27 protein-coding genes, 2 tRNA genes and 1 pseudogene are annotated in these 26286 nt (G+C 68.2%); 15 read left to right on the forward strand and 15 right to left on the reverse strand.

The window, feature by feature from the left end; all coding sequences use genetic code 11:
- Window positions 1-48: 48 nt before the first annotated feature.
- Window positions 49-1593, reverse strand: a complete 1545-nt coding sequence (locus AC07NG_RS20270) for a glycine betaine ABC transporter substrate-binding protein (protein ID WP_494595957.1) — start codon at window positions 1591-1593, stop codon at window positions 49-51.
- Window positions 1586-2362 (reverse strand): ATP-binding cassette domain-containing protein, encoded by a 777-nt coding sequence (locus AC07NG_RS20275; RefSeq protein ID WP_494595959.1) that lies wholly within the window; start codon window positions 2360-2362, stop codon window positions 1586-1588. Before AC07NG_RS20275 ends, AC07NG_RS20270 begins: the two co-directional genes overlap by 8 nt.
- A gap of 110 nt (window positions 2363-2472) precedes the next feature.
- Between AC07NG_RS20275 and AC07NG_RS20280 the strand changes: the two genes are divergently transcribed.
- A complete protein-coding gene (locus AC07NG_RS20280; RefSeq protein WP_494595961.1) occupies window positions 2473-2646 on the forward strand; it encodes a hypothetical protein in 174 nt (57 codons plus the stop codon).
- A gap of 183 nt (window positions 2647-2829) precedes the next feature.
- Here the strand turns inward: AC07NG_RS20280 and fliE are convergent, their stop codons facing one another.
- Genes fliE through flgB form a run of 3 tightly spaced genes read right to left on the reverse strand, consistent with a single transcriptional unit; the run spans window position 2830 to window position 4021 of the window.
- Window positions 2830-3135: a flagellar hook-basal body complex protein FliE gene (gene fliE, locus AC07NG_RS20285; protein WP_110120875.1), complete on the reverse strand. Its 306-nt coding sequence runs from the start codon at window positions 3133-3135 to the stop codon at window positions 2830-2832.
- Window positions 3136-3146: 11 nt separating this feature from the next.
- Complete coding sequence (gene flgC / locus AC07NG_RS20290) at window positions 3147-3566, reverse strand: flagellar basal body rod protein FlgC (RefSeq protein WP_110120876.1); 420 nt, start codon at window positions 3564-3566, stop codon at window positions 3147-3149.
- 11 nt (window positions 3567-3577) lie between these two features.
- Window positions 3578-4021, reverse strand: a complete 444-nt coding sequence (flgB, locus tag AC07NG_RS20295) for a flagellar basal body rod protein FlgB (protein ID WP_110120883.1) — start codon at window positions 4019-4021, stop codon at window positions 3578-3580.
- A gap of 111 nt (window positions 4022-4132) precedes the next feature.
- Here flgB and AC07NG_RS20300 point away from each other — a divergent pair, with 111 nt between their 5' ends.
- The 4 genes from AC07NG_RS20300 to AC07NG_RS20315 are packed head-to-tail and all read left to right on the forward strand — an operon-like array spanning window position 4133 to window position 6470.
- Window positions 4133-4468 carry a flagellar biosynthetic protein FliO gene (locus tag AC07NG_RS20300; protein WP_494595964.1) on the forward strand — a complete coding sequence of 112 codons (336 nt, stop codon included), beginning with the start codon at window positions 4133-4135 and terminating at the stop codon, window positions 4466-4468.
- Window positions 4468-5265: a flagellar type III secretion system pore protein FliP gene (fliP, locus tag AC07NG_RS20305; protein WP_492855049.1), complete on the forward strand. Its 798-nt coding sequence runs from the start codon at window positions 4468-4470 to the stop codon at window positions 5263-5265. The genes AC07NG_RS20300 and fliP overlap by 1 nt, the downstream gene beginning before the upstream one ends.
- A 42-nt stretch (window positions 5266-5307) precedes the next feature.
- Window positions 5308-6219, forward strand: coding sequence for a ribokinase (locus AC07NG_RS20310; RefSeq protein WP_487287681.1), 912 nt, complete (start codon window positions 5308-5310; stop codon window positions 6217-6219).
- Window positions 6220-6248: 29 nt separating this feature from the next.
- Complete coding sequence (locus tag AC07NG_RS20315; RefSeq protein WP_492855050.1) at window positions 6249-6470, forward strand: hypothetical protein; 222 nt, start codon at window positions 6249-6251, stop codon at window positions 6468-6470.
- Between the two features lie 16 nt (window positions 6471-6486).
- On the opposite strand, the gene AC07NG_RS20320 is transcribed toward AC07NG_RS20315, so the two are convergent.
- Complete coding sequence (locus AC07NG_RS20320; protein ID WP_494595967.1) at window positions 6487-7251, reverse strand: alpha/beta fold hydrolase; 765 nt, start codon at window positions 7249-7251, stop codon at window positions 6487-6489.
- 130 nt (window positions 7252-7381) lie between these two features.
- Between AC07NG_RS20320 and AC07NG_RS20325 the strand changes: the two genes are divergently transcribed.
- Window positions 7382-7576 (forward strand): hypothetical protein, encoded by a 195-nt coding sequence (locus tag AC07NG_RS20325; protein ID WP_494595969.1) that lies wholly within the window; start codon window positions 7382-7384, stop codon window positions 7574-7576.
- On the opposite strand, the gene mopJ is transcribed toward AC07NG_RS20325, so the two are convergent.
- The 5 genes from mopJ to AC07NG_RS20350 form a co-directional block, all read right to left on the reverse strand.
- Window positions 7573-8070 (reverse strand): motility/cell cycle regulatory protein MopJ, encoded by a 498-nt coding sequence (gene mopJ / locus AC07NG_RS20330; protein WP_487287933.1) that lies wholly within the window; start codon window positions 8068-8070, stop codon window positions 7573-7575. The genes AC07NG_RS20325 and mopJ overlap by 4 nt on opposite strands.
- Window positions 8071-8294: 224 nt before the next feature.
- Entirely contained in the window at window positions 8295-8714 is a 420-nt protein-coding gene (locus AC07NG_RS20335; RefSeq protein ID WP_110120882.1) for a Ros/MucR family transcriptional regulator, read from the reverse strand.
- A gap of 1085 nt (window positions 8715-9799) precedes the next feature.
- Entirely contained in the window at window positions 9800-11011 is a 1212-nt protein-coding gene (locus AC07NG_RS20340) for a DUF2336 domain-containing protein (protein ID WP_492855053.1), read from the reverse strand.
- A gap of 129 nt (window positions 11012-11140) precedes the next feature.
- The gene (locus tag AC07NG_RS20345; RefSeq protein WP_494595997.1) at window positions 11141-12025 is read right to left on the reverse strand and encodes a crotonase/enoyl-CoA hydratase family protein; all 885 of its coding nucleotides are present in this window, start codon (window positions 12023-12025) and stop codon (window positions 11141-11143) included.
- Between the two features lie 189 nt (window positions 12026-12214).
- A complete protein-coding gene (locus tag AC07NG_RS20350) occupies window positions 12215-13549 on the reverse strand; it encodes a cytochrome P450 (RefSeq protein ID WP_494595971.1) in 1335 nt (444 codons plus the stop codon).
- A 202-nt stretch (window positions 13550-13751) separates the two neighbouring features.
- Here AC07NG_RS20350 and AC07NG_RS20355 point away from each other — a divergent pair, with 202 nt between their 5' ends.
- Genes AC07NG_RS20355 through AC07NG_RS20365 form a run of 3 tightly spaced genes read left to right on the forward strand, consistent with a single transcriptional unit; the run spans window position 13752 to window position 16857 of the window.
- On the forward strand, window positions 13752-15290 hold the full coding sequence (locus tag AC07NG_RS20355) for an acyl-CoA synthetase (protein WP_494595973.1): 1539 nt from the start codon (window positions 13752-13754) through the stop codon (window positions 15288-15290).
- 47 nt (window positions 15291-15337) lie between these two features.
- Window positions 15338-16357, forward strand: coding sequence for a nucleotidyltransferase family protein (locus AC07NG_RS20360; protein ID WP_494595975.1), 1020 nt, complete (start codon window positions 15338-15340; stop codon window positions 16355-16357).
- A gap of 50 nt (window positions 16358-16407) precedes the next feature.
- A complete protein-coding gene (locus tag AC07NG_RS20365; RefSeq protein WP_494595977.1) occupies window positions 16408-16857 on the forward strand; it encodes a MaoC family dehydratase in 450 nt (149 codons plus the stop codon).
- A gap of 34 nt (window positions 16858-16891) precedes the next feature.
- Here the strand turns inward: AC07NG_RS20365 and AC07NG_RS20370 are convergent.
- Both AC07NG_RS20370 and AC07NG_RS20375 read right to left on the reverse strand, forming a co-directional pair.
- Window positions 16892-17094: pseudogene (locus AC07NG_RS20370) on the reverse strand (CsbD family protein).
- 79 nt (window positions 17095-17173) lie between these two features.
- Window positions 17174-18070 carry a trypsin-like serine peptidase gene (locus AC07NG_RS20375; RefSeq protein WP_494595978.1) on the reverse strand — a complete coding sequence of 299 codons (897 nt, stop codon included), beginning with the start codon at window positions 18068-18070 and terminating at the stop codon, window positions 17174-17176.
- Window positions 18071-18173: 103 nt separating this feature from the next.
- On the opposite strand from AC07NG_RS20375, the gene AC07NG_RS20380 reads away from it, so the two are divergent.
- The 4 genes from AC07NG_RS20380 (at window position 18174) to AC07NG_RS20395 (ending at window position 22808) form a co-directional block, all read left to right on the forward strand.
- Window positions 18174-20357, forward strand: a complete 2184-nt coding sequence (locus AC07NG_RS20380) for a S9 family peptidase (RefSeq protein WP_494595980.1) — start codon at window positions 18174-18176, stop codon at window positions 20355-20357.
- 5 nt (window positions 20358-20362) lie between these two features.
- Window positions 20363-20917, forward strand: coding sequence for a GNAT family N-acetyltransferase (locus AC07NG_RS20385; RefSeq protein WP_494595982.1), 555 nt, complete (start codon window positions 20363-20365; stop codon window positions 20915-20917).
- A 49-nt stretch (window positions 20918-20966) separates the two neighbouring features.
- Window positions 20967-21335, forward strand: coding sequence for a hypothetical protein (locus AC07NG_RS20390; RefSeq protein WP_494595983.1), 369 nt, complete (start codon window positions 20967-20969; stop codon window positions 21333-21335).
- A gap of 78 nt (window positions 21336-21413) precedes the next feature.
- Entirely contained in the window at window positions 21414-22808 is a 1395-nt protein-coding gene (locus AC07NG_RS20395) for a hypothetical protein (RefSeq protein WP_494595985.1), read from the forward strand.
- A 70-nt stretch (window positions 22809-22878) separates the two neighbouring features.
- On the opposite strand, the gene AC07NG_RS20400 is transcribed toward AC07NG_RS20395, so the two are convergent.
- Window positions 22879-23316, reverse strand: a complete 438-nt coding sequence (locus AC07NG_RS20400) for a Ros/MucR family transcriptional regulator (RefSeq protein ID WP_110120897.1) — start codon at window positions 23314-23316, stop codon at window positions 22879-22881.
- Window positions 23317-23709: 393 nt separating this feature from the next.
- A tRNA-Gln gene (locus tag AC07NG_RS20405) sits at window positions 23710-23783 on the reverse strand.
- Window positions 23784-23969: 186 nt separating this feature from the next.
- Here AC07NG_RS20405 and AC07NG_RS20410 point away from each other — a divergent pair.
- Together AC07NG_RS20410 and sppA are read left to right on the forward strand one after the other, a co-directional pair.
- A tRNA-Pro gene (locus AC07NG_RS20410) sits at window positions 23970-24046 on the forward strand.
- A 166-nt stretch (window positions 24047-24212) separates the two neighbouring features.
- Window positions 24213-25994, forward strand: a complete 1782-nt coding sequence (gene sppA, locus AC07NG_RS20415) for a signal peptide peptidase SppA (protein WP_494595987.1) — start codon at window positions 24213-24215, stop codon at window positions 25992-25994.
- The last annotated feature ends 292 nt before the right edge of the window (window positions 25995-26286 follow it).

A 26286-nucleotide genomic window follows, 5' to 3' on the forward strand; every position in this document is an offset into this window, starting at 1 on the left:
CTGCCTCATTCACAAAAGCGTCGCAAACGAAGCTTGGGCGGACGGTGTTCAGGGAATGTCGTCGCTCAATTCGCGCGCGACATCGGCCGGCGAGCGCTTGTCGCTGTCGCGATCGACGGCGTAGTTGGCCTGCCGCATGGCCTGCACCGACAGGCTGCCCGACAGCTGCGCCGCCAGCGCCTTCAGGCGCGGATCATCCGCCCGCTTGGGCGACACCAGCAGCACCGCGTCATAGGGCGGCAGCGCGCCCTTCGGGTCCTCCAGCACCACCAGGTCGTCGGCGGCGATGCGCCCGTCGCTGGAGAAGGCCGAGATCACGTCGGCCTCGCCCGAGGCCAGGGCGCGGTACATGAAGGTCGGCTGGAACTGCCGCCGGGCCTTGAAGCGCAGGCCATAGGCCGTCTCGACCGCCTTCCATTCCGGCCGCGAGAAGAACTCCAGGTCGCCGCCCATGACCAGGTCCGGGGCCTTGCCCGCCAGGTCGGCCAGGCTCTTCACGCCCAGGGTCTCGGCCTGCTGGCGCTTCATGGCGAAGGCGTAGGCGTTCTCGAAGCCCAGCGGCGCGGCCAGCACCACGCCGTCGCGGCGCTTCAGCTCGGTGCGCAGGGCGTCCAGCACCGCCTGGCGGCCGGGATTGTCGGTGCGGTGCAGGACGTTGGCCCACAGGGTGCCGGTATAGTCGACATAGGCGTCGATCTCGCCGGCGGCCAGGGCGCGATAGGCCACGGCCGAGCCCAGGTTGATCCGCCGCTCGACCCGCGCGCCCTGCCCTTCCAGCCGGCTGGCGATCAGTTCGGCCAGCACATATTGCTCGGAGAAGTTCTTGGCCCCGACCACATAGGCTGGCGGGCGCGGCGTCAGGGCCGGCGCGGCGATCGGCGCCAGCGCCGCGACGAGACCCAGACCGAGGGCCGCCAGCGCCCCGCCCCACAGCATGGGCCGGCGCTGCTCGATCCCGCGCCCGACCAGGCCCAGCAGCTGGTCGACCACCAAAGCCAGCGCCGCCGAGGCCGCGCAGCCGACCAGCACCATGTCCCAGGCCTCGGTCTGCAGCCCTGAGAAGATGTAGTCGCCCAGCGAGGTCTGGCCGACGGGCGTGGCCAGGGTCGCCCCGCCGATGGTCCACACCGCCGCCGTCCGCACGCCGGCCAGGATCACCGGCGCGGCCAGGGGCAACTCGACCCGCAGCAGGCTCTGGCGCGGCGTCATGCCAACGCCCCTGGCGGCCTCGGTCACCGCCGGATCGACGCCCGACAGCCCCGCCGCCGTGTTCCGCAGGATCGGCAGCATGGCGTAGAGCGCCAAAGCCAGCCACGCCGGCAGGAAGCCCAGGGCCGGAAAGCCGAAGCCGAAGGTCGCCTTGGCCAGGTTCGAGGCCAGCAGCAGCAGCGGATAGAACAGCGCCAGCAGGGCCAGGCTCGGCACGGTCTGCACCAGGCTCGCCGCGCCCAGCGTGATCCAGCGCAGCCCCGGCCGCTTGGCCGCGGCGAAGCCCAGCGGCAGGGCGACGGCCAGACCCAGCAGCAGGGCGGCCGCCGACAGCGCCGCATGCCAGGCCAGGCGTTGCGGCAAAAGCGCGAGCAGTTCAGCCATCCAGCAGCGCCCTCACCCGCTCGGCCTGACGGCGCGGGGCGGCCATCAGGGCCTCGACGCGCGGATCGGTGTGGCCGGCCATCAGGTCGCGCGGCGCCGCGTCGGCGATGATCCGGCCATGCTCCACCACCACCACCCGGTCGGCCAGCAGCAGGGCCTCGGCCACGTCGTGGGTGACCATCACCGTGGTCAGCCCCAGGGCCTCGTGCAGCCGCCGCACGTCGTCGCCCAGGGCGGTGCGGGTGATCGGATCCAGCGCCCCGAACGGCTCGTCCATCAGCAGGATCGAGGGCCGCCCGGCCAGCGCCCGGGCCACGCCCACCCGCTGCCTCTGCCCGCCCGACAGCGCCGAGGGCCTACGTCCGGCGACGGCGCGCGGCAGGTCCACCAGGTCGAGCAGTTCGTCCACCCGCGCGGCGATCTCGGCTTTCGGCCAGCCCAGCAGGTCAGGGACCACGCCGATGTTCTCGGCGACGCTCATGTGCGGAAAGAGGCCGATCTCCTGGAAGACGTAGCCGATCCGTCGCCGCAGGACCGGTCCGTCCAGGGCGCCGACCGCCTGTCCGTCCACCCGCACCGCGCCCGTCGTCGGCGTCGCCAGGGCGTTGATGGTCTTGAGCAGGGTGGTCTTGCCCGCCCCCGATCCGCCGACCAGGGCCACGAACTGACCCCTGGCGATCGACAGGTCCACGGCCTCCAGCGCCACGGCGTCGCCGTGCGTCTTGCCGACTTTCTCGAGAACGATGGCGGGGACTGGAGCGGGGCTCATACGCCCTCACCTTCCGCGCTAGCGGCCGCTGCGACAAGCCGTCCCGCTTGCACCAAGCCAAATCAGACGCGTTAATACGGGTTAACGGGGGGCTGATCAGGAGCAGAACAATGGCCACGGCCCTATCCATGCCCGGTTTCAAGGCCCGCAAGCGCCGCAAGCTCGTCCAGCGCCGCCTGCGCGTCGCCGTCGCCCTGATGCTGCTGGCCAACCTCGCCGTCTGGGCCGGCGTCGTCGCCGCCCTGCGCGGCATCGACGTGGCGGGATTGCTGCCGCCGCTATAGAGCCCTCTCGCCTGACCCCTCTCCCCTTGCGGGAGAGGGTGGCCTCCGAAGGAGGTCGGGTGAGGGGTCGCACGAACAAAAACGCCGCGACGGCCGATCGGCCAGTCGCGGCGTTTTGCGTCTGAGAAACCCCTCATCCGTCGGCTTGCGCCGACACCTTCTCCCGCAAGGGGAGAAGGGGCCTTAAATCGACATCCGCATGATCTCTTGATAGGCCGAGATCACCTGGTCGCGGATCGAGATCACGGTCTCCAGGCTGGCTTCGGCCGAGGAGATGGCGGTGACGACGTCGATCATCTCGGCCTTGCCGGCGGCCTGCTGGGCGATCTTGTGCTCGGCCTGGCGCGACGACTGCACCGTGTCGGTCATGGCCGACTTCAGCATGTCGCCGAAGTCCATCTTCTTGGGTTCGCTGGAGCTCTTGCCCAGCGACAGCGGCGTCGAGCCGGTGGCGGCATAGGCCTTGGAAGCGGCGAGCGCGGTGATCATCCCCTAGCTCCCTACTTCTTCAGGATGTCGAGCGTGCGCGACTGCATGCTGCGCGCGGTCTCGATCACGTTGAGGTTGGCCTCGTAGGCGCGCTGCGCCTCCTTCATGTCCAGCGCCTCGACCAGGGTGTCGACGTTGGGCAGCTTGACGTAGCCCTTGGCGTCGGCGGCCGGGTTGCCGGGGTCGTACTCGGTCTTGAAGGCGCTCTCGTCGCCGTCGACGCGGATCATGTTGACGCCCTCGGCGCCCTCGACCTTGGTCGGGCGGAACACCGGCACCTGACGGCGATAGGGGTCGCCGCCGGCCGTGCGGGCCGTCGAATTGGCGTTGGCGATGTTCTCGGCGATGATGCGCATGCGGCCCTGCTGGGCCTTCAGCGCGCTGGCCGCCACGGCCATCGCCGCCGTCGACTGGGATCGAATTTCAGCCATCTAGCGCGTCCTCAACCGTTGGGCTTGCGCGAGGCGGTGCGGAGCATCGCCAGCGAGCGCTGATAGAAGGAAACCGCCGCGTCATAGTTCATGCGCGCATCGGTCATCTTGAGCATCTGGTCCTCGAGGCTCACGGAATTGCCGTCGAGGGTGGTCTCGCTGTCGGCGCCCGTCGGCGAGCGCCACGGGGTGGCGGTCGTGGCCGGCGCCATGTGGCCGCTGCTGGTCGCCAGCATCTTCACCGGGCCGACCGGCGCCGCGCCGCCGCCGCGATAGGACGAGCCTGTCGCCTGGGCGTCGAGCGAGGCCTGGAAGGTGTAGGCCTTCAGGTCCCGCGGCTGGTAGCCGGGGGTGTCGGCGTTGGCCACGTTCTGGGCGACGACCTTCTGCCGCTCGTTCAGATAGCCGAGCCGGCTCTTGAGCATCGCGAAGAGGGGAATGTCGTCGGGACCCATGCGGATCATGGTGAAGAAACAGGGTTAATTCGGCATTAATACCCGTAGGGCACACCAGGGATGCGGCGCCTCGCCGCGCCCTTTCTCTTCTTGGAATCCTGTCCGCGCGCCATGGACGTCTTTCTGCTCATCCGCGCCGTCGCCGCGCTGGCCGTCACGCTGGGCCTCATCGGCCTGGCCGCCGTGGCCCTGCGCCGATTCGGCCCCGACACCCTGAACCGCCTGGTTTCCAAGCGCCGCGAGCGCCGCCTGCAGGTGGTCGAGACCCTGGTGCTCGATCCCGCCCGGCGCCTGGTGCTGTGCCGCATGGACGGCGAGGAGCGCCTGGTGCTGCTGGGCGACGGCCGCCTGCTGGACTGGACGCCCGCCGGCGCCCTCGCGCCCTCTCCCACCCTTTCTTCTACGCCTTCCGCCGAGACCCCCGCCCAGCCGGAGCCCGTGGCCTGATGAGCCTGCTCAAGTCCCTCACCGGCGCCCACCCGCAGGACCTGCGCCGCGCCGCGGCCATCGCCGTGCTGGCCGCCTTCGCCACCACGCTGGGCCCGTCCTTCGCCATGGCCCAGTCGGCGGTCAACGTGAACCTCGGCACCGGCGCTGGCCTCACCGAGCGGGTCGTCCAGCTGGTCGGCCTGCTGACCGTGCTGTCGCTGGCCCCGTCGATCGTCATCATGACGACCTCGTTCGTCCGCATCGTCGTGGTGCTGGGCCTGCTGCGCACGGCGATCGGCGTGCAGCAGAGCCCGCCCAACCCGGTGATCATCAGCCTGGCGCTGTTCCTCACCGCCATCGTCATGGGCCCGACCTTCGAGCAGTCCTACGACGCCGGCGTCAAACCCCTGCTCGACAAGCAGATGGAGCTGCCCCAGGCCTTCGAGGCCGCCGGCGGCCCGGTGAAGACCTTCATGCTGCGCCAGGTCGACGAGGACGATCTGGCCCTGTTCATCCGCCTCTCCAAGATCGAGAAGCCCAAGGTCGCCCAGGACACCCCGCTGAAGGTGGTCACCCCGGCCTTCATGATCTCGGAACTGAAGCGCGCCTTCGAGATCGGCTTCCTGCTGTTCATCCCGTTCCTGGTCATCGACCTGGTGGTGGCCAGCGTGCTGATGAGCATGGGCATGATGATGCTGCCGCCCGCCACGGTCAGCCTGCCGTTCAAGCTGATCTTCTTCGTGCTAGTGGATGGCTGGCGACTCGTCTGCGGCAGCCTGGTGGAAAGCTTCCAGCGCGGCGCCGGCGGCGGCTGACGCGCGACACTCTTTGACGACAAGAACAGAAGACCAAGACCGATGGGCGTTTTCGTACTGGGCTCGATCAATCTGGACGCCGTGGCGCGGGTCGACGACCTGCCGCGGCCGGGCGAGACGGTGGCCGGCCTGTCGCTGGAGCTGTTCCTCGGCGGCAAGGGCGCCAACCAGGCCGTCGCCGCCGCCCGCATGGGCGCCCCCACCCGCCTGATGGGCGCGGTCGGCAAGGACGACAGCGGCTCCAGCCTGAAGGCCAAGCTCGCCGGCTACGGCGTGCAGGTGGCCGACGTCGTCGAGCTGTCGGGCGCCCCCACCGGCCAGGCCCACGTCTGGGTGTCCAACAGCGGCGAGAACATGATCGTCGTCACCGGCGGCGCCAACATGATGATCACGCCCCAGCAGGTGGCCGCCACCCCGCTGGAGGGCCAGCGCGTGCTGCTGGCCCAGCTGGAGACCCCGGCCGCCGCCATCGAGGCCCTTTTCAAGGCCGGCGCGGCCAAGGGCGGCCTGCGGGTGCTGAACGCCGCCCCCGCCCTGCCCCAGGGCGCGGCCCTGTTCCCGCTGACCGACATCCTGATCCTGAACCAGACCGAGCTGGCCACCTACGCCCGCCTCGACCACGAGCCGGCCAAGCTGGAAGAGGTCTCCAAGGCCGCCCGCAAGCTGATGAGCCGCCCGGACCAGACGATCATCGTCACCCTGGGCTCGGCCGGCGTCGCCGCCGTGCGCCGCGACGAGGCCTTCCTGGTCGAGGGCCGCAAGGTCAAGGCGGTCGACACCGTCGGGGCCGGCGACTGCTTCTGCGGCGCCCTGGCCGCGGGCCTGTCGGCCAATCTCGACCTGCGCGAGGCCGTCGAACAGGCCAACGCCGCCGCCGCCCTCTCGGTGCAGAAGCCAGGCGCCGCCCCGTCCATGCCGGGCAAGCGCGAGGTGGAGCAGTTCCTGGAGGGCTGAGGCCCTTCGGGCTGGAAGGAACCGGGCCGATGGAGGATCTGACGCCGAAAATAGGCTTCTGGATCGGGAGCATATTCTTCGGCACGGGCCTTGGCATGCTGATCTTCGCCGCCGGCGATCGGGGTCAGACGTCGGAGCAGTGGGCGATGGAGGCCGGGGTCGATCTTGGCGTTTGGCTGACCCTGGGAGGGATTTTCCTCATCGGCGGCATGGTCCTGATCGCCATTTGCCGCTGGCCAGAGCGAAAATAGCGCTCCCCCTACACCCTCACTCCGCGAAGAACTCCACGATCGCCCGGGCGAAGGCCGGATTGGCCACCGCCGAGCGGTGATCGCCGCCGACCAGCAGCGACCGCGCGCCGGGAATGGCTTCGGCCAGCCGCTCGGGCCGCACCGCCAAAGGGTCGTCGTCGCCGACGACCACCAGGGTCGGGGCGGTGATGCGGTCCAGGGCGATCGGCTTGGCGTGGACGACGCTGGCCTGGGCCGCCAGGGCCTTGCGATCGGCCCCGATGGCGTCGGCGAACAGCCGGAAGGGCACGGCGGCCGGATGGCGGATGGTCGAGGGATCCTCGGTCAGCAGCGCCTCGACGATGGCGTCGCTGGGCACGTGGCGGGTGTCGACCCCGCCGGTGGCGACCACGCCCTCGCCCACCCCGCCGGTCACCAGCCGGCGCACGCGCGGCTCCTGGCTGGCGCAGATCAGAGACACGATCGCCCCCATCGAATAGCCGGCCAGGTCGATGGCCGCCACGTCCAGATGGTCGATCAGCTCGGAGACGTCGCGCGCCATCCGCGCCTCGCCGTAGAAGACGGGGTCATGCGGCTTGTCCGACGCGCCATGGCCGCGCGCGTCGATCGCCACCACCTTGCGCCCCGCCGCGACCAGGGCGTCGACGACGCCCGGCCCCTTCCAGTTGATCAGGCCGCTGGCCGAAAAGCCGTGATGCAGCACCACCGGCGGCCGCGTCTCGTCCTCGCCCCAGACCTGATAGGCGATCGACAGGCCGTCCGAGGTCTTGAAGCTGGGCATGTGATCCACCGCAATTCAAACAATCGTTTCGATTGCTAGCGCGACAGAGCGGCGGGCGCAACTTGAGGTCAAGCTTGCCAAGCTCGTCCGCGAACCTTCAGATGCGCCGAGCCCTGAGCTGGAGCCGATCGTGGACGAAGAAGCCGCCAACGAAGCCGCGACCGCGAAGATGAAGAGCCACAGCCTGGCGCCGGTCATGTGCTACTGGGGCGAACCGCCGCTGTCGGCCTACATCGCGCCCGCGCTGATCCTGGGCCTGATGCTGTCGATGATCTGGGTGGTGTTCAACGAGCGCCACAAGCGCCGCGTCGGAAAACGCTTCTAGGCCGCGCGGATGCCGCTGAACGAGCCTTCGGCCTGGGCGCCGACAATGGCGTCGTAGCCCAGGATCATGTCGACGTCCTTGCCGTTGCTGGCCAGCGGCAGGCGCAGCCACAGGATCGAGACGTGCGGCGCGCCGCGCCAGGCCAGGCTGTGCACGCCCACCCCCGGACGACGCTCGTCGACCACCTTGTCCAGTTCCTTGCGCCAGTAGTCGGCGGCGGCGGTGTTGTAGACCTCGTCCAGCTTGCGGCCGGTGATCTCGCGGCCATAGACGCCGTAGAGGCCGGTGCCGGCCAGGCGCAGACGATAGTCGCGCGGCTCGCGCACCACGTCGGTCAGGCTGACGGTCGGAAGCAGGCGCTTGATGCCGGAAGGTTGAAGATCGACACGCGCAGGCAGGTTCGCCCCACGGCGCAGGGACGCCCAGTATGCGAACATTTCCTGATGAGCGCGCGCCGCCGTGGCGGATGCGCTCAATTGCGCGGACATCTTCAGAGTCCTTAACAAGTCTTTGGAATCACGGTGATTCACCGCGCATTCACTATGTCTTAAGCACCGAATCGGCGGAAGCGAAAAATCGCGTTCGCCAACAAAGATTCTGCTGGCGAGTCAATCTGCAAGCACAACGCCCGGCCGCTGGAGCAGCGACCGGGCGTTGGATTTTTCGCGTAGCTTAACCACAACCAATTGATTGATTTAGGGTAAATGAACGCTCAGACTCACCCCTTGCGGGCGCCGCGGGTCCCCCGCCCGGTCTGACCCAGGCCCATCTGCCGGGCCAGCTCCGAACGCGCCTTGGCGTAGTTGGGCGCAACCATCGGATAGTCCGACGGCAGGCCCCACTTCTCACGGTAGTCCTCGGGGCTCAGGTCGTACTGCGTGCGCAGGTGCCGCTTCAGCGACTTGAAGCGCCGGCCGTCCTCCAGGCAGACGATGTAGTCGGGCGTCACCGAGCGCCGCACCGGCACCGCCGGCTCCTTCGGCTCTGGCGCGGCCGCCTCCGGCGCGCCGACCGCCGACAGGGCCGCGTGCACGCTGCGGATCAGGGCCGGCATCTCGGCCGTCGGCACCGCGTTGCCGCCCACAAAGGCGGCGACGATGCTCGCGGTCAGTTCGACCAAGGGGATGTCTTCTTCCATGGCGCTCTCCCGTTCTCTCTGTTTTCTTTTATTCGACGCGCGCCGCCTCACGCGCGAAGTCCACATATGGATAAGCTTGCCAGTAAAACTGGGCAATAGCTGAATCCATGGAATATTGACTGACGGATAGCCGACATAAGCCGAACGACAACTCAAGGTCGTGAGTTGAAATTTGCATTTTCCGTACTATTGACTGAACACGTTCAGCCAACTTGACCGAGCGGACTAGTACTGCGTCGCTTTCTCAAGGAGGGGCGCCGCCCCTTGCCTGACAGGGCGGCCTGCAAAACAGGGAAACGCCCCCTTCCTCCGTAAAACCCCCGCGAAAGCGGGGACCCAGTTGTTTTATCGTCGAGCGCCCACGTTTCAGAAAAAGCCTGGGTCCCCGCTTTCGCGGGGATTTTACGGAGGAGGGGTGCTGAAGGGGACAGACGAAGCTGGATCCCCGTCGAGCGCAGACCAAACCCCAACCAATCCAAACCCTTACAACTTTCTCACCGCCCTGGATCAGACGCGCTCAAACCACCCGCATAATCACTGGGTCTCGCCGCACCGAAGGGGCGCAAGGCCAGCGACCATGCGGCGGCGGGATGCGATCGAGCGGGACTGGGGCGGATTGGGAAGATCCGTCGCGTCCGGGGACCTGGCGCTGGCCAGGCCCGCCCGCCGTCGGCTTGGGCGAGGATTACAGAGCACCCCTCTCCTCGCCGCCGCTTGAAAGGGAAACCTCGAAGGCGGTCCTGGTAAGGCGTTAAGAGCGCCGCCGCCCGGGAAGCCGGCAGCCAAACGACCGCGCGGAGCGTCTAGGCTTCGTCGAAACGGTAACAACACAAAGCACCTCCGGGCGTCGCCCGGGGCGCTCCGCTCCCCTTCATCCACTCGCAGCGAAAGCGCGGGGCCATAAACCCGTTCCCTCTCCCCTTGCGGGAGAGGGTGGCCTCCCGAAGGGAGGTCGGGTGAGGGGTCTCTCAGAACTCTAAGCCGCGTGCGGCGGTCAGGCTGGGTGGAGCGTCTCCCATCTGAGAGACCCCTCATCCGTCGGCCTTCGGCCGCCACCTTCTCCCACAAGGGGAGAAGGCAATCTCCTACCGCCCGAAGTCCCGCGACAGGGCCAGCATCGCCGCCCGCTGGGGCACCGAATATTCGTCGATGGCGTCGGTGTCGCCGTCGCGGATGGCCTTCAGCAGGGCCGGGGTCAGGGCCGAGGAGAGCGACCAGTTCCAGTAGCGCAGCACCGTCTGGGCCCGGTCGACGGCGATGGCGTCGAACACGCCCAGCACCCGCTCCAGCCCCGGTGACGGACCGCCATTGGCGTCGGCCTCCGGCCGGCGCAGGCCGCGCCACAGGGCCCGCACCGCCGCGCGCGGCAGGCCGGTGGCCTTGCACAGGATGGCGATCGGCTCGCCGCCCGGATCGGTGAAGATCTTGGCGCCGGTCATCGGCTTGAGACCGGCCAGGTACGAGATCTCCTCGGCCGTCTCGCGGGTCAGGCCGGTCTGAGCCGCGGCGACGGCGTCCTCCAGGCTGTCGAACGGGCTCTTGGCGATGGCCGCCCGATTGCGTTGCCGGCGCTCGATGAACTGCAGCGCCTTTCTCGACAGCGGGTCCTGCCAGCCCTCCTCCGAGGCCACGGCGAAGACGTCGCCGACGGCGTCCTGCAGGATTTCGCGCGAGACGGCGAAGCGCTGGAGGATCGTGCGCCGCGCCTCGGCGTCGGCCCACCAGAACATCACATAGGCATGGCTGGGTCGCAGTTCGGCGCGCTTGAGCAGCAGGGCGATCAGGCCCGGATTGTCGCGCGTCATGGCCACGACGTTCTCGACGCCCTGGTGGCTGAAGCGGGCCAGGTCGTTGCGCAGCAGGGCCTCGACCACCGGGATCTCGCCCATGTCGACCAGGGCGTCGGCCACCACCTCGCCCACGCCGCGGCGGATGGCGATCAGCCGGCGGTGCTCCTGGCTGGCGTGATAAAGGCAGTCGATCAGGTCGGCGTCCGACAGGTTGGGCGAGTTCTCCAGCAGCGCCCGGGCCACCATCACCTCGTCGCGCAGCAGCAGGCGCACCAGGGAGCCGGGCATGTCGCTCAGCGTAGCCAGGCGCCGGGCGACCTTCTCGCGCTCCTCGACCACCGCCTCGCGCAGCATCTCGACCAGCAGGTCGGCGCACATGGCGCGCTCGAAATTGTTGATCCGGCTGGCCGGCAGGCAGACCACGTCGGCCAGCCGCTTGAGCAGCGCGGCGCGCGACTTGGGCGGAACGGCGATCGGCTTGGCGAAGGGCGAAATCGGGTCGGTCATGATCTTCCTGGCGGCGAAGCCCCCATCGCCGGATTCGAAACTAGACGGGAAACGTCCTTATTTCGAATTAGCGCCAAGGATTCTCCCGCCAGGAGAATGTGCGGCGTACGGCCCTGCTCCGCCAGGGCCTCAGCGAAATTGTCGCGGCTCCCATTCCGGCCAGATGTTGGGCAGGTCGGTCGAGACGCGGTTGGGATAGGCCGGCGGGCGCTTCTCCAGGAACGAGGTCACCCCCTCCTTGGCGTCGCCCGAGGCGCCGCGCGACTGGATCGCCCGGCTGTCGGCCTTGTGGGCCTCCATCGGATGGTCGGCCCCGGCCATGCGCCACAGCAGCTGGCGGGTCAGGGCCACCGAGACCGGCGCGGTATTGTCGGCGATCTCGCGGGCCAGCGCCCTGGCCGCCGACAGCAGGTCCTCGGGCGCGTGCAGCGAGCGCACGAAGCCGCGCTCCTTGGCCTCGCTCGCGGGGAACACTCGGCCGGTGTAGCACCACTCCAGCGCCGTCTGCAGGCCGACCAGCCGCGGCAGGAACCACGACGAACAGGCCTCCGGCGTGATGCCCCGCCGCGCGAACACGAAGCCGAACTTGGCGTCTTCGCTGGCCAGGCGGATGTCCATCGCCAGCTGCATGGTCGCCCCCACGCCCACGGCCGCGCCGTTCACGGCGGCGATCACCGGCTTGAGGCTGTCATAGATCCGCAGGGTCACCCGGCCGCCGCCGTCGCGATAGACGTCGCCGACCTTGCCCTCCTCGCGCTCCAGGGCCTGAGGCGAGGTGCGGTCGAAGGTGGCCCCGCCGCTCGACAGGTCGGCCCCGGCGCAGAAGGCCCGGCCCGCGCCGGTGACGATCACCACCTTCACCGCGTCGTCGGCGTCGGTGATGTCGAAGACCTCGATCAGTTCCTTCATCATCCGGGCGGTGAAGGCGTTCAGCTTCTCCGGCCGGTTCAGGGTGATCGTCGCGATCCCGTCCTCGACGGCGTAAAGCAGGGTCTCGAAGGCGGGCATGCGGATCTCCCTGAAGCGATTTTAAACGATCGTATGATCGCTTGCCGCACGAGCACAACCCCTCCCCCTCGATGGGGGAGGGGCAGGGGTGGGGGTGGCTACGGCGGTCGAAGCCGCGCACGGCCGCCGGCTCAGCAGGTCACCCCCATCCCCGGCCCTTCCCCCATCAAGGGGGAAGGGAGACGTTCGCCGATCTCAAGCCCGCCGCACGCCCAGCTTGCTGATCGCATGCACGAAATTGTTCGCCGCGACCTCCATGCTCCCCGTCCACTCCAGGTCGGGGAACCGCGCCAGGATCTGGCGATAGGCCTCCTCCAGCTGGATCTGGGCCACGCGCTTGCCCAGGCAGGTGTGGGGGCCGTAGCCGAAGGCCACGTGCTTGCCGGCGTTGGCGCGGGTCACGTCCAGGCGGTCGGGATCGGCGAAGACCGCCGGATCGCGATTGGCCGAGCCGTAGTACATCACCACCTTCTCGCCCTCGCGGATCGGCTGGCCGGCCACCTCGACGTCGCGCGTCGCCGTGCGGCGCATGTAGATCACCGGGCTGACCATGCGGATGAACTCGTCCACCGCGCCCGGCAGCAGCGAGGGGTCGTCGATCAGCCGCTGCTTCTGCTCGGGAAACTCGGTCAGCAGCTTCATCGCGCCCGACAGCGTGTTGCGCGTCGTATCGTTGCCGGCGAACACGATCAGCAGCCAGGAGCCGTCGAGATACTCGTCGGCCAGCAGGTCGCCGTCCACCTGGGCGCGGGCGATGGCGGTCATCAGGTCGGCTCGCGGGTCCTCCCGGCGCTTGAGCAGCATGGTGCGGCCGTAGTCGAACATCTCCTCGATGTTCTCGTTGAAGTCGGCCACGAACTGCATCAGCTCCAGCGTCGGGGTGATCGGGGCCATGGCCTGCTGCACGGCCAGGTCCTGGGCGCGCTCCAGATAGTGCATCCAGCGCAGGAACTTGCCCCGGTCCTCGGCCGGCACGCCCAGGATCTCGCACAGGGTGAACAGCGGCAGGATCGACGAGAAGCGCTCGACCATGTCGACCTCGGCGCCGCCGGCCAGCAGCGGCTCCATCTCGTCGAGCAGCCGGGTGACCTCGCCCCTCACCTTCTCGGTCAGGCCGCGCAGATAGCCGGCGGTGAAATAGGGCATGTGCTCGCGGCGCAGCTGCAGGTGATGCGGCGCGTCGAGATTGATCATCGTGTCCATGGTCGCCCGGAACAGCAGGGCGTGGCGCTTGTCGGGCGGTCCCATCGACATCAGGATCCCGCCCTTCTGCGAGGAGAAGGTCTCCGGGTCGCCGTTCACCCGCATGACGTCCTCATGGCGGGTGACGGCCCAGAAGCCAGGCCCGCCGAACGGCTCGGCGTGCCACATCACCGGCGCCTCCTTCCGCATCCGCGCGAAGTCGGCGAAGGGCTGGCCCTTGGTGAAGCGGAAGATGTCGGCGAGGTCGACGCCCTCGAGGGTCGGATAGGTCGGCGCGGCGGCCGGTCCCGGCCGTCCGTCCACCGCCGTCTGGCTGATCAGTTCCATGCGCGCCTCCCGTTGAACATCGTTCTTTTGCGGCACGATCACCCAGTATGGCGTCGCCGCCAACGGCGCCCCTACGGCAACTTGCGCGACAGTTCGCGCTTGAAGCATGCTCCAGATGAACGCCGATCACGCGGGAACACGCGGACGGTTTCAGGGAGAGAAACGGCCGTGCTCGCCTTGGCGGGACGGCCCTGGAGGGTCCATGCATCCGAGCGTCCATGCCTTAACCCAGCCCGACAAGCCCGCCTTCGTGATGGCCGGCTCGGGCGAGACGGTGACCTATCGAGAACTCGACGACCGCTCGAACCAGGGGGCGCAGCTCTTCCGGTCGATGGGGCTTGGGGTCGGCGACGTCGTGGCCATCCTGCTCGACAACCATCCGCGCTACCTGGAGATCGCCTGGGCGGCCCAGCGGGCGGGGCTCTATTTCACCTGCGTCTCGACCAAGCTGACCGCGCCCGAGGTCGAGTACATCGTCAAGGATTGCGGGGCCAAGGCGCTGATCGCCGGCCCGGCGCTGGACGCGGTCGCGCAAAGCCTCGCCCCGCTGATCCCGGGCGTCGCCCTGCTGCGGGTCGATGGCGCGCTCGCCCCCTATGGCGACTTCGACGCCGCCCGCGCGGCCATGCCGACGACGCCGGTCGCCGACGAGACCTCCGGCTCCGACATGCTCTATTCGTCGGGCACCACGGGACGGCCCAAGGGCGTCAAGCCGGCCCTGAACGGCGCGCCGATCGATGCGCCGACAGCCCTGCAGATGATGGCCCAGCACCTCTTCAAGCTCGACGGCGACAGCGTCTATCTCTCGCCCGCCCCGCTCTACCACGCCGCCCCGCTGCGCTGGTGCATGAGCGTGCACAAGCTGGGCGGCACGGTCGTTGTGATGGAGAAGTTCGATCCCGAGACGGCCCTGGCCCTGATCGAACAGCACAGCGCCACCTGCGGCCAGTTCGTGCCGACCCACTTCGTGCGGATGCTGAAGCTGCCGGAGACCGTGCGGGCGAAATACGACGTCTCCAGCATGAAGTCGGCGATCCACGCCGCCGCCCCCTGCCCGATCCCGGTCAAGGAACAGATGATCGGCTGGTGGGGTCCGGTGATCTACGAGTACTACGCCGGCACCGAGGGCAACGGCTTCTGCTGGATCGACAGCGGGAACTGGCTGGAACGGCGCGGTTCGGTGGGCCAGGCGGCGCTGGGCGAACTGCGCATCTGCGACGAGGCTGGCGATCCCCTGCCCGCCCGCGCCGAGGGCGTCGTCTACTTCGCCAACGGCCCCGCCGTGACCTATCACAACGCCCCGGAGAAGACGGCCGAAAGCTACAACAAGCACGGCTGGACGACGCTGGGCGACGTCGGTTGGGCCGACGAGGACGGCTATCTCTATCTGACCGACCGCAAGAGCTTCATGATCATCTCCGGCGGGGTGAACATCTATCCGCAGGAGATCGAGAACCTCCTGATCACCCATCCTCGCGTAGCCGACGCCGCCGTGGTCGGCGCGCCCGACGAGGAGATGGGCGAGAAGGTCGTGGCGGTGATCCAGCCCCTCGACTGGGACGACGCCGGCCCGGACCTGGCCGCCGAACTCCTGGCCTTCGCCCGCGACAACCTCAGCCACGTGAAGGCCCCGCGCCAGGTCGACTTCGTGCGCGAACTGCCCCGGCATCCGACGGGGAAGCTCTACAAGCGGCTGGTGCGGGACGCCTACTGGGGCAAGGGCGAGGGGCGGATCGTGTGATGTGGAAAGTTATACGCAAATTTTCAAATTGCGTATAACTTAGCTCCATGATCGAGCGCCTGCCTCTTTCGGCCCACACCAGCTACGCGGAGCTGATGGAGCGCCTGCGCCTGGGCCGGGTCGGAGAATATCCCGCCGGCTCGTCGTTCGTATCCAAGACCGTGAAGGGCAGGATCTACTGGTACGTCCAGATGCCGACCGGCGGCGCCCAAAGCCGGCGGCAGGTCTATGTCGGCCCCGACAGCGACGAACTGCGCGAGCGCATCGCCCGACACGGCGAGCATCGCGCCGACCAGGACGATCGCCGCCGCCTCGTCGCGGCGATCGTCGCTTCGGGCGCTCCCCGTCCCGACCGCATCAGTGCGGAGATCATCCAGGCCCTGGCGGTGGCCGGCGCGTTCCGCCTGCGCGCCCTGCTGATCGGCACGGTCGCCTTTCAGACCTACGCCGCGCATATCGGCGTTCGACTGCCTGTCACCAGCCTGGCGACCATGGATCTCGACATCGCCCAGGACTTCGGCATCGCGTCGAACCTCGACGACACGCTCGATCGCCCCCTGCTCGACATCCTGAGAGACCTGGATCCTCGCTTCGCGCCGGTGAGCTACGCTTTCGACGCCAGCCGCACCACGAGCTACTCGCTGGGCGAACGCTATCGACTGGATGTCCTGACAACCAATCGAGGCGCGCCACGCGACGAGCCATCCTACCTGCCGACCTTGGGTAGTGACGCCGTTCCGCTGCCTTTCATGGACTTTCTGCTGCGCGATCCCGTCGAGACCGCCGTGCTCCATGGCGGCGGCGTGCTCGTCAACGCGCCTTCGCCGGCGCGCTATGCGGTCCACAAGCTGATCGTCAGCCGCGATCGCAAGGTCAATCCCGAGAAGGGGCTGAAGGACCGACTGCAGTCGACCCAGCTCATCCGCGCGCTCGCCGAAGACGATCCCTACGCCCTGCACGACGCCTATGCCGAGGCGCGCGGGCGGGGCGAGACTTGGCGAAAGCTGCTGGACGAAGCGGTCGGCCTGCTGCCCGACGACGCGCGAGCGACGCTCGAAGGCTTGTGACCCGGGCCGCCCCGTGATCTCTTCCAAACAAACGTTTGGGAGAACGTCGCATGAAAGAGATCGCCTTCGCCGACATCGCCAGCCTGGTCGGCCAGGAGGTCGGGGTGTCCGACTGGGTCGAGATCAGCCAGGAGCGGGTCAACCAGTTCGCCGAAGCCACCGGCGACCACCAGTGGATCCACATCGACGTCGAGCGGGCCACCCGCGAGATCGGCGGGCCGATCGCCCACGGCTATCTGACCCTGTCGCTGATCCCGATGTTGGGCGCGGGCATACTGCACGTCAGCGGCGTCACGCGCGGCATCAACTACGGCTGCGACAAGGTGCGGTTCACCGGCATGGTGCGCGTGGGCAAGCGGGTGCGCATGCGCCAGAAGCTGCTGGCCGTGGAGCCCAAGGCCGGCGGCCTGCAATTGAAGAACGAATGCACCATCGAGATCGAGGGCGAAGAGCGCCCGGCCTGCGTGGCCGAGACCATCTCGATCATCTACGGGGCCTGAGAGAAAGGCCCCGGGATCGCTCCCGGGGCCTTCTTCATTCAGCTGGGACCAAGCCTAGCGCTTGATCGCGTCGCCGATCTTGTCCTGGGCCTGGCCGACCTTGTTCTGGACGTCGCCCTTGAGCTTCTGGGCCGCGCCTTCGGCTTCCAGGCGTTCGTTGCCCGTGGCCTTGCCGACCGCTTCCTTGACGGCGCCCACGCCCTTATCGACGGCGCCTTCGACACGATTGGTGCTCATGGTCTGCTCCTGCTGGAATTGAACTCCCCATCCGAACGGGGGCCTTGGAGCAAAGGTTCCTAGCGTGACCAGAGCGGCTTCAGCGGTTGTAGCCGGTCACCGACACGGCCTGAACGGCGACCCCGCCTTGGGTCGCTCCTGGGGCCGCCCCTTGAGGCGGCGTCGCCAGCGGAACCTGGACGACGGCCTGGGTCGGAGGCTTGGCCGGTGCGGCCTGGATCACCGGCGGGCCGGCGGCCTTGTCGAGCAGGGCCACGGTCTCGCGGATGTATTTGGCGTGGGTGACGATGCCGATCTCCAGGCGCTCGCCCGACAGCTCCACCTGCTGGGTCAGCATGCCGGCCACGAACTGCACTTCCTGGCTTTCGGTCGAGCCCGGCCGGCGGCGCGCGCCCTCGGCCATGAACACCGGCCCGCCCGAATTGCCGGGGAACACCGAGAAGTCCATCAGGAAGGTCGGGAACACGCTGGCCGGGGCCAGCGGATAGGAGGCCACCCGGCCCGACCGCAGGATCGGGAAGCCAGCCGTGTTGGCCGACAGGCCGCGCGGGAAGCCCAGCGCCATCATCTCGTCGCCGGGACCCAGGCTATACTTGTTGAAGGTGTCGTCCTGGGCCAGCCAGGCCAGCGGGATCGCGGCCTTGGCGAATTCCGGCGGGGCCTCGACCTCGATGGCGGCGACGTCGCGGCTGGGATGCTTGATCCACAGCGGATGGTCGCCGTCGCGGATCTTCAGGGTGCGGGGATCATAGCGCCAGACGCCGTCCGTCCCCTGCACGCGATAGCCGATCTTGGCCGAGACCGACGGCATCTTGTCGAACACGTGGGCGGCGGTGACCAGGATGGTGCGCGGACGCCCCTCCGGCGTCGGGTCCTCGATGAGGAAACCGGTGCCGACCGTGCGCGAGCCGTCGGCGAGCGGCTGCTCGAGCTGCACCGTCGCCTGGATCAGATCGACCGACAGGTCCCACGCCATGAACGCCTCGTCTCCGATTCAACCTTTGACGCCGTAAGAGTTTGACCAGAGGCGCCCGCCGCAACAAGTTGGCGTTCTGACGCATCCGAGGGGGAATCTGTCCATGAACCGGCGCGAAATGATGACGAGCGCTGCCGCCGTCGCCGCCGCCTCCTCCGCTGTCCTGATCCCCGGGAGTTCCATGTCCGCCACCACCAAGCCCGTTCCGCCCGTCGCCAAGAAGATTCCCAAGCGCATCGAGCAGCTGGGGCGCGTGCGGGTCGACGACTACGCCTGGATGAAGGACGACAACTGGCAGAAGGTGCTGCGCGACCCGAGCCTGATCAAGGCCGAGGTCAAGGAGCACCTCACCGCCGAGAACGCCTACGTCAAGGCGATGCTGGCCCCCACCGAGGACCTGCAGAAGGCGATGTTCGAGGAGATGAAGGGCCGCATCAAGGAGGACGACTCCTCGGTCCCCGCCCCCGACGGCCCATTTGACTACTATTCGCGCTTCGCCATCGGCGGCCAGCACCCGATCTACGCACGCCGCGCCCGCGGAAAGACCGACGGCGAGGAGGTGCTGCTCGACAGCGACGCCTTGGCCAAGGGCAAGGCCTACAGCCAGGTGGCGGCCGCCGAGCACAGCCCCGACCACGAGCTGTTCGCCTATGCCGAGGACGCGCAAGGCTCGGAAGTCTTCAAGATCTACGTCAAGGACCTGGCCACGGGGCAGATCCTCGCCGAACCGGTCGAGAGCAGCACCGGCGACTTCACCTTCTCGCCCGACAGCCAGTGGCTGTTCTGGACCCACCGCGACGACAACGGCCGTTCCGACAAGATCTACCGCCGCCCCGCGCGCGGCGGGCTGAAGGACGACGTGCTCGTTTATGACGAGCCCGACGACGGCTTCTTCGTCAGCGTCAGCGTCACCGGGTCGGACGCCTTCATCGTCATCAGCGCCGGCGACCACGAGACCTCCGAGACCCTGCTGATCCCGGCCGGCGATGTCGCCGCCAAGCCGAAAGCCGTCGAGCCCCGCACGCCCGGCCTGCGCTATTCGGTCGAGCACTGGGACGGCAGGTTCGTCATCCTGACCAACGCCGACGACGCCATCGACTTCAAGCTGGTCGAGGCCCCGGTCGACAATCCGGGCCGCGCCCACTGGAAGGACTTCGTGCCGCACAAGCCGGGGACCTTCATCACCGGCCACGCCGCCTACAAGGAGCACCTGGTCCGCGTCGAACGGGTCAACGCCAACACCCGCATCGTCATCACCGACCGCGCGACCAAGGCCGAGAAGCCGATCGTCGTCGACGAGCAGGCCTATGTACTGAGCGTCGAGGGCGGCTACGAGTTCGACACCCCGACCCTGCGCTACGTCTACCAGTCGCCGACCACGCCCCGGCAGTGGTTCGACTACGACATGCGCACCGGCGACAAGGCGCTGCGCAAGACCCAGGAGATCCCCTCGGGCCACGATCCGTCGAAGTACGTGACCAAGCGCCTCTATGCGAAGGCGCCCGACGGCGCCGAGGTGCCGGTGACCGTGCTGATGAAGAAGGACGTCAAGCTCGACGGCAAGGCGCCGCTGCTGCTTTACGGCTATGGCAGCTACGGCATGTCGATGGATCCGTCGTTCTCGATCCGCAACTTCAGCCTGGTCGACCGCGGCTGGATCTGGGCCATCGCCCACGTGCGCGGCGGCTCGGAAAAAGGCTACGGCTGGTTCCTGGACGGCAAGAAGTTCAAGAAGAAGAACACCTTCACCGACTTCATCGCCAGCGCCGAGCACCTGCACGGGGCCGGCTACGGCGCAGCGGGCCGCACGGTGGCCTATGGCGGCTCGGCCGGCGGCATGCTGATGGGCGCGATCACCAACCTGCGGCCCGACCTGTGGGCCGGCATCATCGGGGCCGTGCCGTTCGTCGACGTGCTCAACACCATGAGCGACACCTCCCTGCCGCTGACCCCGCCGGAATGGCCCGAATGGGGCAATCCGCTGGAGGACAAGGAGGCCTACGACTACATCGCCAGCTACTCGCCGTACGACAACGTCACCTCCAAGCCCTATCCGGCCGTGCTGGCCACCGGCGGCCTGTCGGACCCGCGCGTCACCTACTGGGAGCCCGAGAAGTGGGCGGCCAAGCTGCGCGAGCACACGACCAGCGGCGATCCGATCCTGCTGAAGATCAACATGGAGGCCGGCCACGGCGGCGCCTCGGGCCGCTTCGACTTCCTCAAGGAGATCGCGCTCGACTACGCCTTCGCGGTGTGGGCGATCGACAAGGGCTGGACCAAGGCCTGATCCGAATGTCCGAACTGACGATCCGCCCCTCCACCGACGCCGACGTCTCCGCGATCACGGCCATCTACGGCTGGAACGTGCTCAACGGCCTGGGCACCTTCGAGGAGGTTCCGCCCGACGAGGCCGAGATGGCCCGCCGGCGCGCGGCCTTCCTCGATCGCGGCCTGCCCTATCTGGTCGCCGAGCAGGACGGGAAGGTGCTGGGCTACGCCTATGCCGGCCCGTTCCGGCTGCGGGCGGCCTATCGCTACACCGTCGAGGACAGCATCTATGTCGCCCCCGACGCGGCCGGCAAAGGCGTCGGCAAGGCGCTGCTGAAGGCCCTGATCGAGATCTGCGAGGGCCTGGGCCTGCGCCAGATCTGCGCGGTGATCGGCGACAGCGGCAACGCCGCCTCGATCGGCGTGCACGCCTCGCTCGGTTTCGAGCACAAGGGCGTCTTCCCCGCCATGGGCTACAAGTTCGGCCGCTGGGTGGATCTGGTCTGGATGCAATTGTCGCTGAACGGCGGCGGCGACACGCCTCCGGACGCGCCGGGACTGTCGCTGAGCGGCGTGTGACATTGCGGGATGGTTGCGCCGCGTCGCGACCATCCCTAGTTTCCCGCCCATGCGCGGGCTTCGCCTCCTTCTTCTGGCCCTGATCGCGGTGGCTTTCGCCGCCGGCGGGATCATGCGCGCCGCGCCGGCCCAGGCCTCCGCCATGCCCGCCTGCCACGAGATGGCGATGGACGGCATGGACATGGGCACCATGGACGGGGACGCCGCCGAGCACGCCCCCGCCGACAAGGACGCCGACCACAAGTCCAAGCCCGGCGCGATGGCGACCAGCTGCTGCATCGGCTGCCTGCCGGCCGGCCAGCGCGTCGCCGCCGGAGAGCTCGCCTCGCGAACGGCCGGCCCTGTTGAGTTCTCCGCCCTCAGCCAGTCGCTCGACGGCCTGAACGCCGCGCCGGAGCCGCGCCCTCCGCGCGCCTGATCGCAAGACCGCGCGCCGACGCAGGCGCGCCTTTTCTCAAAACGTCTTACGATCACAGTTCCCAAGAAAGGCAGTCCCATGACCGCCCTCTCCTTCCGCGCGCGGCTGCTGGCCGGCGCGTGCACGATCGCGAGCCTGACGCTCGCCACCGCCGCCTTCGCCCAGGATCATATCGGCCACGCCATGCCCGCCGAGGCGGCTCCGGCCGAAGCTGAACCGCCGGCCGATCCGCATGCGGGCCACCACATGGCCATGCCCGAGGCCGACCAGCCCATGGACGGCGACGACCATGCGGGCATGGACATGGCCTCGCCCATGATGGTCAGCCCGCTGGGCGCCTATTCCATGACCCGCGACGCCGGCGGCACCGCCTGGCAGCCCGACGCCACGCCGAACTTCGGGATCATGAAGCACAGCGGCGAGTGGATGCTGATGGGCCACGCCCTGCTGAACGGCGTCTATGTCGACCAGGGCGGACCGCGCGGCGGCTCCAAGGCCTTCGCGGCCGGCATGTTCATGGGCATGGCCCAGCGGCAGGTCGGCCCGGGCATGCTGGGCTTCAAGGCCATGGTCAGTCCCGACCCGTTCATGGGCAAGAGCGGCTATCCGCTGCTGATGGCCGTGGGCGAAACGGCCGACGGCGAGCATGCGCTGGTCGACCGCCAGCATCCGCATGACCTCTTCATGGAGCTGTCGGCGAGCTACAGCCTCAGCGTCGGCGACAAGTCGGACGTCTATCTCTATGCCGGCCTGCCCGGCTCGCCCGCCTACGGTCCGCCGGCCTTCATGCACCGGGCCTCATCGATGGACAGCCCGGAAGCCCCGATCAGCCACCACTGGTTCGACTCGACGCACATCACGTTCGGCGTCGTCACGGCCGGGTTCTCGCACGACGACTGGAAGATCGAGACCAGCGCCTTCCGCGGCCGCGAGCCCGACCAGAAGCGCTACGATATCGAGACCGGCCAGCTGGACAGCGTCTCGGCCCGCCTGTCGTACAATCCGACGCCGAACTGGGCGTTGCAGACCAGCTGGGCGAAGATCAACAGCCCCGAGGCGCTGGATCCCGACAAGGACGAGGCCCGCGCCTCGGCCAGCGCGCTCTACGCCCGGCCCCTGGGCAAGGACGGCTCGATCAGCGCCACCCTGGCCTGGTCGCGCAAGGACCGGATCCCGGGCGACGCCCTGCAGGCCTGGCTGGCCGAGGGCTCGGTGAAGCCGAACGGCCGCTGGACGATCTTCGCCCGCGCCGAGCAGGTGGAGCAGGACGAGCTGGCCGACCATCACGGCTCGCACTCGGGCGAGGCCTATACGGTGCGCCGCGTGTCGCTGGGGGCGATCCGCGACTTTCAGATCGCAGAGAGCGTGAAGTTCGGGATCGGCGGGCTGGTCAGCGCCTACGATGCGCCACAAGCGCTGGGCTATGACGACCCGATGGGCGGCATGGCCTTCGTTCGCCTGCGGATCGGGTAGGTAGAAAGAAGAAAGCCCCGCTGTCTCCAGCGGGGCTTTCGTGTTCTCGGGTCTTTGGAAGACCGAAGGATCAGGCCTTGCGGGCGCGAGCCTTGCCGGGGGCCTTGGCCTTGCGGCCGCCTTGACCCAGGCCGAGGGCCTTGGCCATGGCCGAGCGGGCTTCGCTGTAGGCCGGGGCGGTCGTCGGGTAGTCGGCCGGCAGGCCCCACTTCGACTTGTATTCGGCCACGGTCATGCCGTGGGTGGTCAGGTGACGCTTCAGAGTCTTGTACGGCTTGCCGTCTTCGAAGCTGATCAGGGCGTCCGGCGTGATGCTCTTACGGATCTGGGCCGGAGTAGCCTTGGTAACGGTTTCGGCCACCGGGGCTTCCGGCGAGCCAATTCCGGCCAGCGCGTCGTGCGTCGCCCGGATCAACGCAGGCAGGTCAGAGACCGAAGTCGTGTTGTTGGCCACATAGTTGGCCACGATTTCGGCGGTCAGCTCGATCAGGGTCGCTTTGTCTTCCACGGCGTCACTCCACAATGACTTTAAATTTGGAAATACACCCGCCCTACGGAATTACAAGTACACAAATACGCGGCAGCGCTGCCAACGCTCCACAAAAACAGGCTTTATTTCGTGGAAACAATGAGGAGCACCGTTCTGCGGAACCATATCCGGCTTCGCATGCGCACACGTTCAAGTGCAGTTTACGCAGGGCAACCATCTCGCGGGCGCGAAAACCGGCCGGAATCACGTCGCAGTGCACATAAATCGGCGCGGAATTGATGTTCGGAGATTCGGCGCGGCCTGCACGCGAGGCGTCCGTGCACTGACCGACAGGCGCACAGATCACGTCAAACGGCTTGGCGCTTCGCCAGGAGGCGTTTTCTACCAAGATAGGGAAGAAAGAGGGAGAAGTGGCTGGGGAACTAGGACTCGAACCTAGAATGACGGTACCAAAAACCGCAGTGTTACCATTACACCATTCCCCAGCAGGAACGGCTGCCGACCCAGGGGGCCGCGGCGAGGCGGTGGAGATAGCTCAGGATTCGGACGGTGGCAACGCCCTCCAAATTCTTTTTTTGGGTCCATTTTCGCGCTTGCGACTCTCCGCACCGCCTCCTATAAGCCGCCTCCCAAGTCGAGCGCGGCCACGCGGCCAGCCCGGCAGGGAAAGTCGGAGTGTGGCTCAGTCTGGTAGAGCACTGCGTTCGGGACGCAGGGGTCGCAGGTTCAAATCCTGCCACTCCGACCATCTTCTCTCCCGAGAAAATCCCCCCATTTGAATGAAGTCGTCGCAAGACGACGCAGGTTGCACGCTGTTCATTTGACCGCGTCGCGACAGTCGCTAGCTTGTGCTCGCGCGCGATGGTCGCCGTCGCGCTCTGGATTTCGCCCCTGGATTTCTCGACGGGAACCCGATGAAGCAATTTCTCATGACCGTGGCCGGCGTCTTCGTCGGACTGGTGCTCTTTCTCGTCGGCGTCCCCTTCATCCTGATCGTCCTGGCGGCCGGCGCCGCCCGCCCCGCTCCCGTCCCGTCCCAGTCGGTGGTGCAGCTGGACCTGCGCGGCGGCCTGTCCGACCAGGACTCGCAGAACCCGTTCGCGGCCTTCGGCGGCGGCGGCGGCCGGTCGGTGATGAACGTCATCGAAGTGCTGCGCCGCGCCGAGACCGACGACAAGGTCAAGGGCGTGCTGGTGCGCCTGCCCGAGGGCGGTATCGCCCCGGCCTCGGCCGACGAACTGGCCCAGGCCTTCAAGCACTTCCGCAGCGTCGGCAAGAAGCCGATCTTCGCCCACAGCCAGGGCCTCTATCCCTCGGGCATGTCGACCTCGACCTATCGCCTGGGCGCGGCCGCCAGCGAGTTCTGGATGCAGCCCGACAGCTCGCTGCAGGCCGTGGGCCTGTCCAGCGAGACGATGTTCTACAAGCGCCTGTTCGACAAATACGGCGTCAAGGCCGACTTCCAGCAGCGCTATGAATACAAGAACGCGGTCAACCCCTACCTGCACGACGACTTCACGCCGGCGCACCGGGAAGCCACCCTGTCGTGGATGGGCTCGGTCTATTCCAGCGCCCTCACCGCCGCCGCCCAGGACCGCAAGCTGGACCCGGCGCGCCTGATCAAGGCGATCCAGGCCGGCCCCTACAGCGCCCAGCAGGCGCAAGGGCTGGGGCTGATCGACAAGGTCGGCCAGGTCAAGGAAGCCCAGGACGCGATGCTGACCCGCGCCGGCAAGGGCGGCAAGCTGATCGAGTTCGACGACTACGCCTCGCGTTCCAAGAAGGACGCGGCCAAGACCGGCCCGGCCATCGCCGTGATCGGCGCCGAGGGCCCGATCGTCACCGGCTCCACCGCTCAGTCCTCGCCGTTCGGCGGCGACAGCACGATCTATTCGGACGAGGCCTCCAAGGCGATCTACGACGCCATCGACGACAAGGACGTCAAGGCGATCGTCTTCCGCGTCTCCTCGCCCGGCGGCTCGGACACGGCTTCGGAGCAGATCCTGGCGGCCGTCAGGGCCGCCAAGGCGGCCGGAAAGCCCGTGGTGGTCAGCATGGGCACCTACGCGGCCTCGGGCGGCTACTGGATCAGCAGCCAGGCCTCGTCGATCGTCGCCCAGCCCTCGACCCTGACGGGCTCGATCGGGGTGTTCGGCGGCAAGTTCGCCCTGGGCGAGGCCCTGTCGCGCTTCGGCGTCGACACCCGCCAGGTGACGGTTGGCGGCGACTACGCCGGCGCCTTCGGCACCAGCGAGGGCTTCACGGCCGACCAGAAGGCCCGCTTCTCGGCCTGGATGGACCATATCTACGACGGCTTCATCGCCCGCGTCGCCGAGGGCCGCAAGCTGCCCCAGGAGCGCGTGCGCGAGATCGCCAAGGGCCGCGTCTGGACCGGCGCCCAGGCCAAGGAACTGGGCCTGGTGGACGAGTTGGGCGGCTTCTACGACGCCGTCGAGAAGGCCAAGAGCCTGGCCGGCCTGAAGGGCGAGGTGCGCCTCAAGAAGGTGGGCGGTCCCAAGTCGCCGTTCGACGCCCTGGAACGCGCCCTGGGCGTCAGCTCTGCCTCGATGCGCACGGTGGCCGCCGCGGCCTGGATCCTGGGCGATCCGCGCTCCCAGGCGATCCTCGACGAGATGGCCAAGACCCGCCTGCGGGCGCAGGGCGCCAGCGTGCTGGCCGATACGCCGGTGCATTGATCCCTTCCGGGGTTTTCTGAACTGACGAAGGCCGCTCCGAAAGGGGCGGCCTTTTTCTTTGAAGCGGCCGCCTGACGGCGGCCCCCTCCGGCCCTCCGGGCCACCTCCCCCAGAGGGGGAGGATCTACGCTGCAGAGATGCTCCCCCTCTGGGGGAGCTGTCGCGGAGCGACTGAGGGGGTTATGGGCACGGCTTCTCGGCCTCCCGTGAAAACTCACGAAAGTTGGCGGGGAGGCGCGGAGCGGCCGGGCGGAGCCCGGAGACCGTGATGTGTTTTAGCGTTTCGGCTTCG

This window comes from Caulobacter sp. GW821-FHT10C03, from assembly GCF_059415485.1.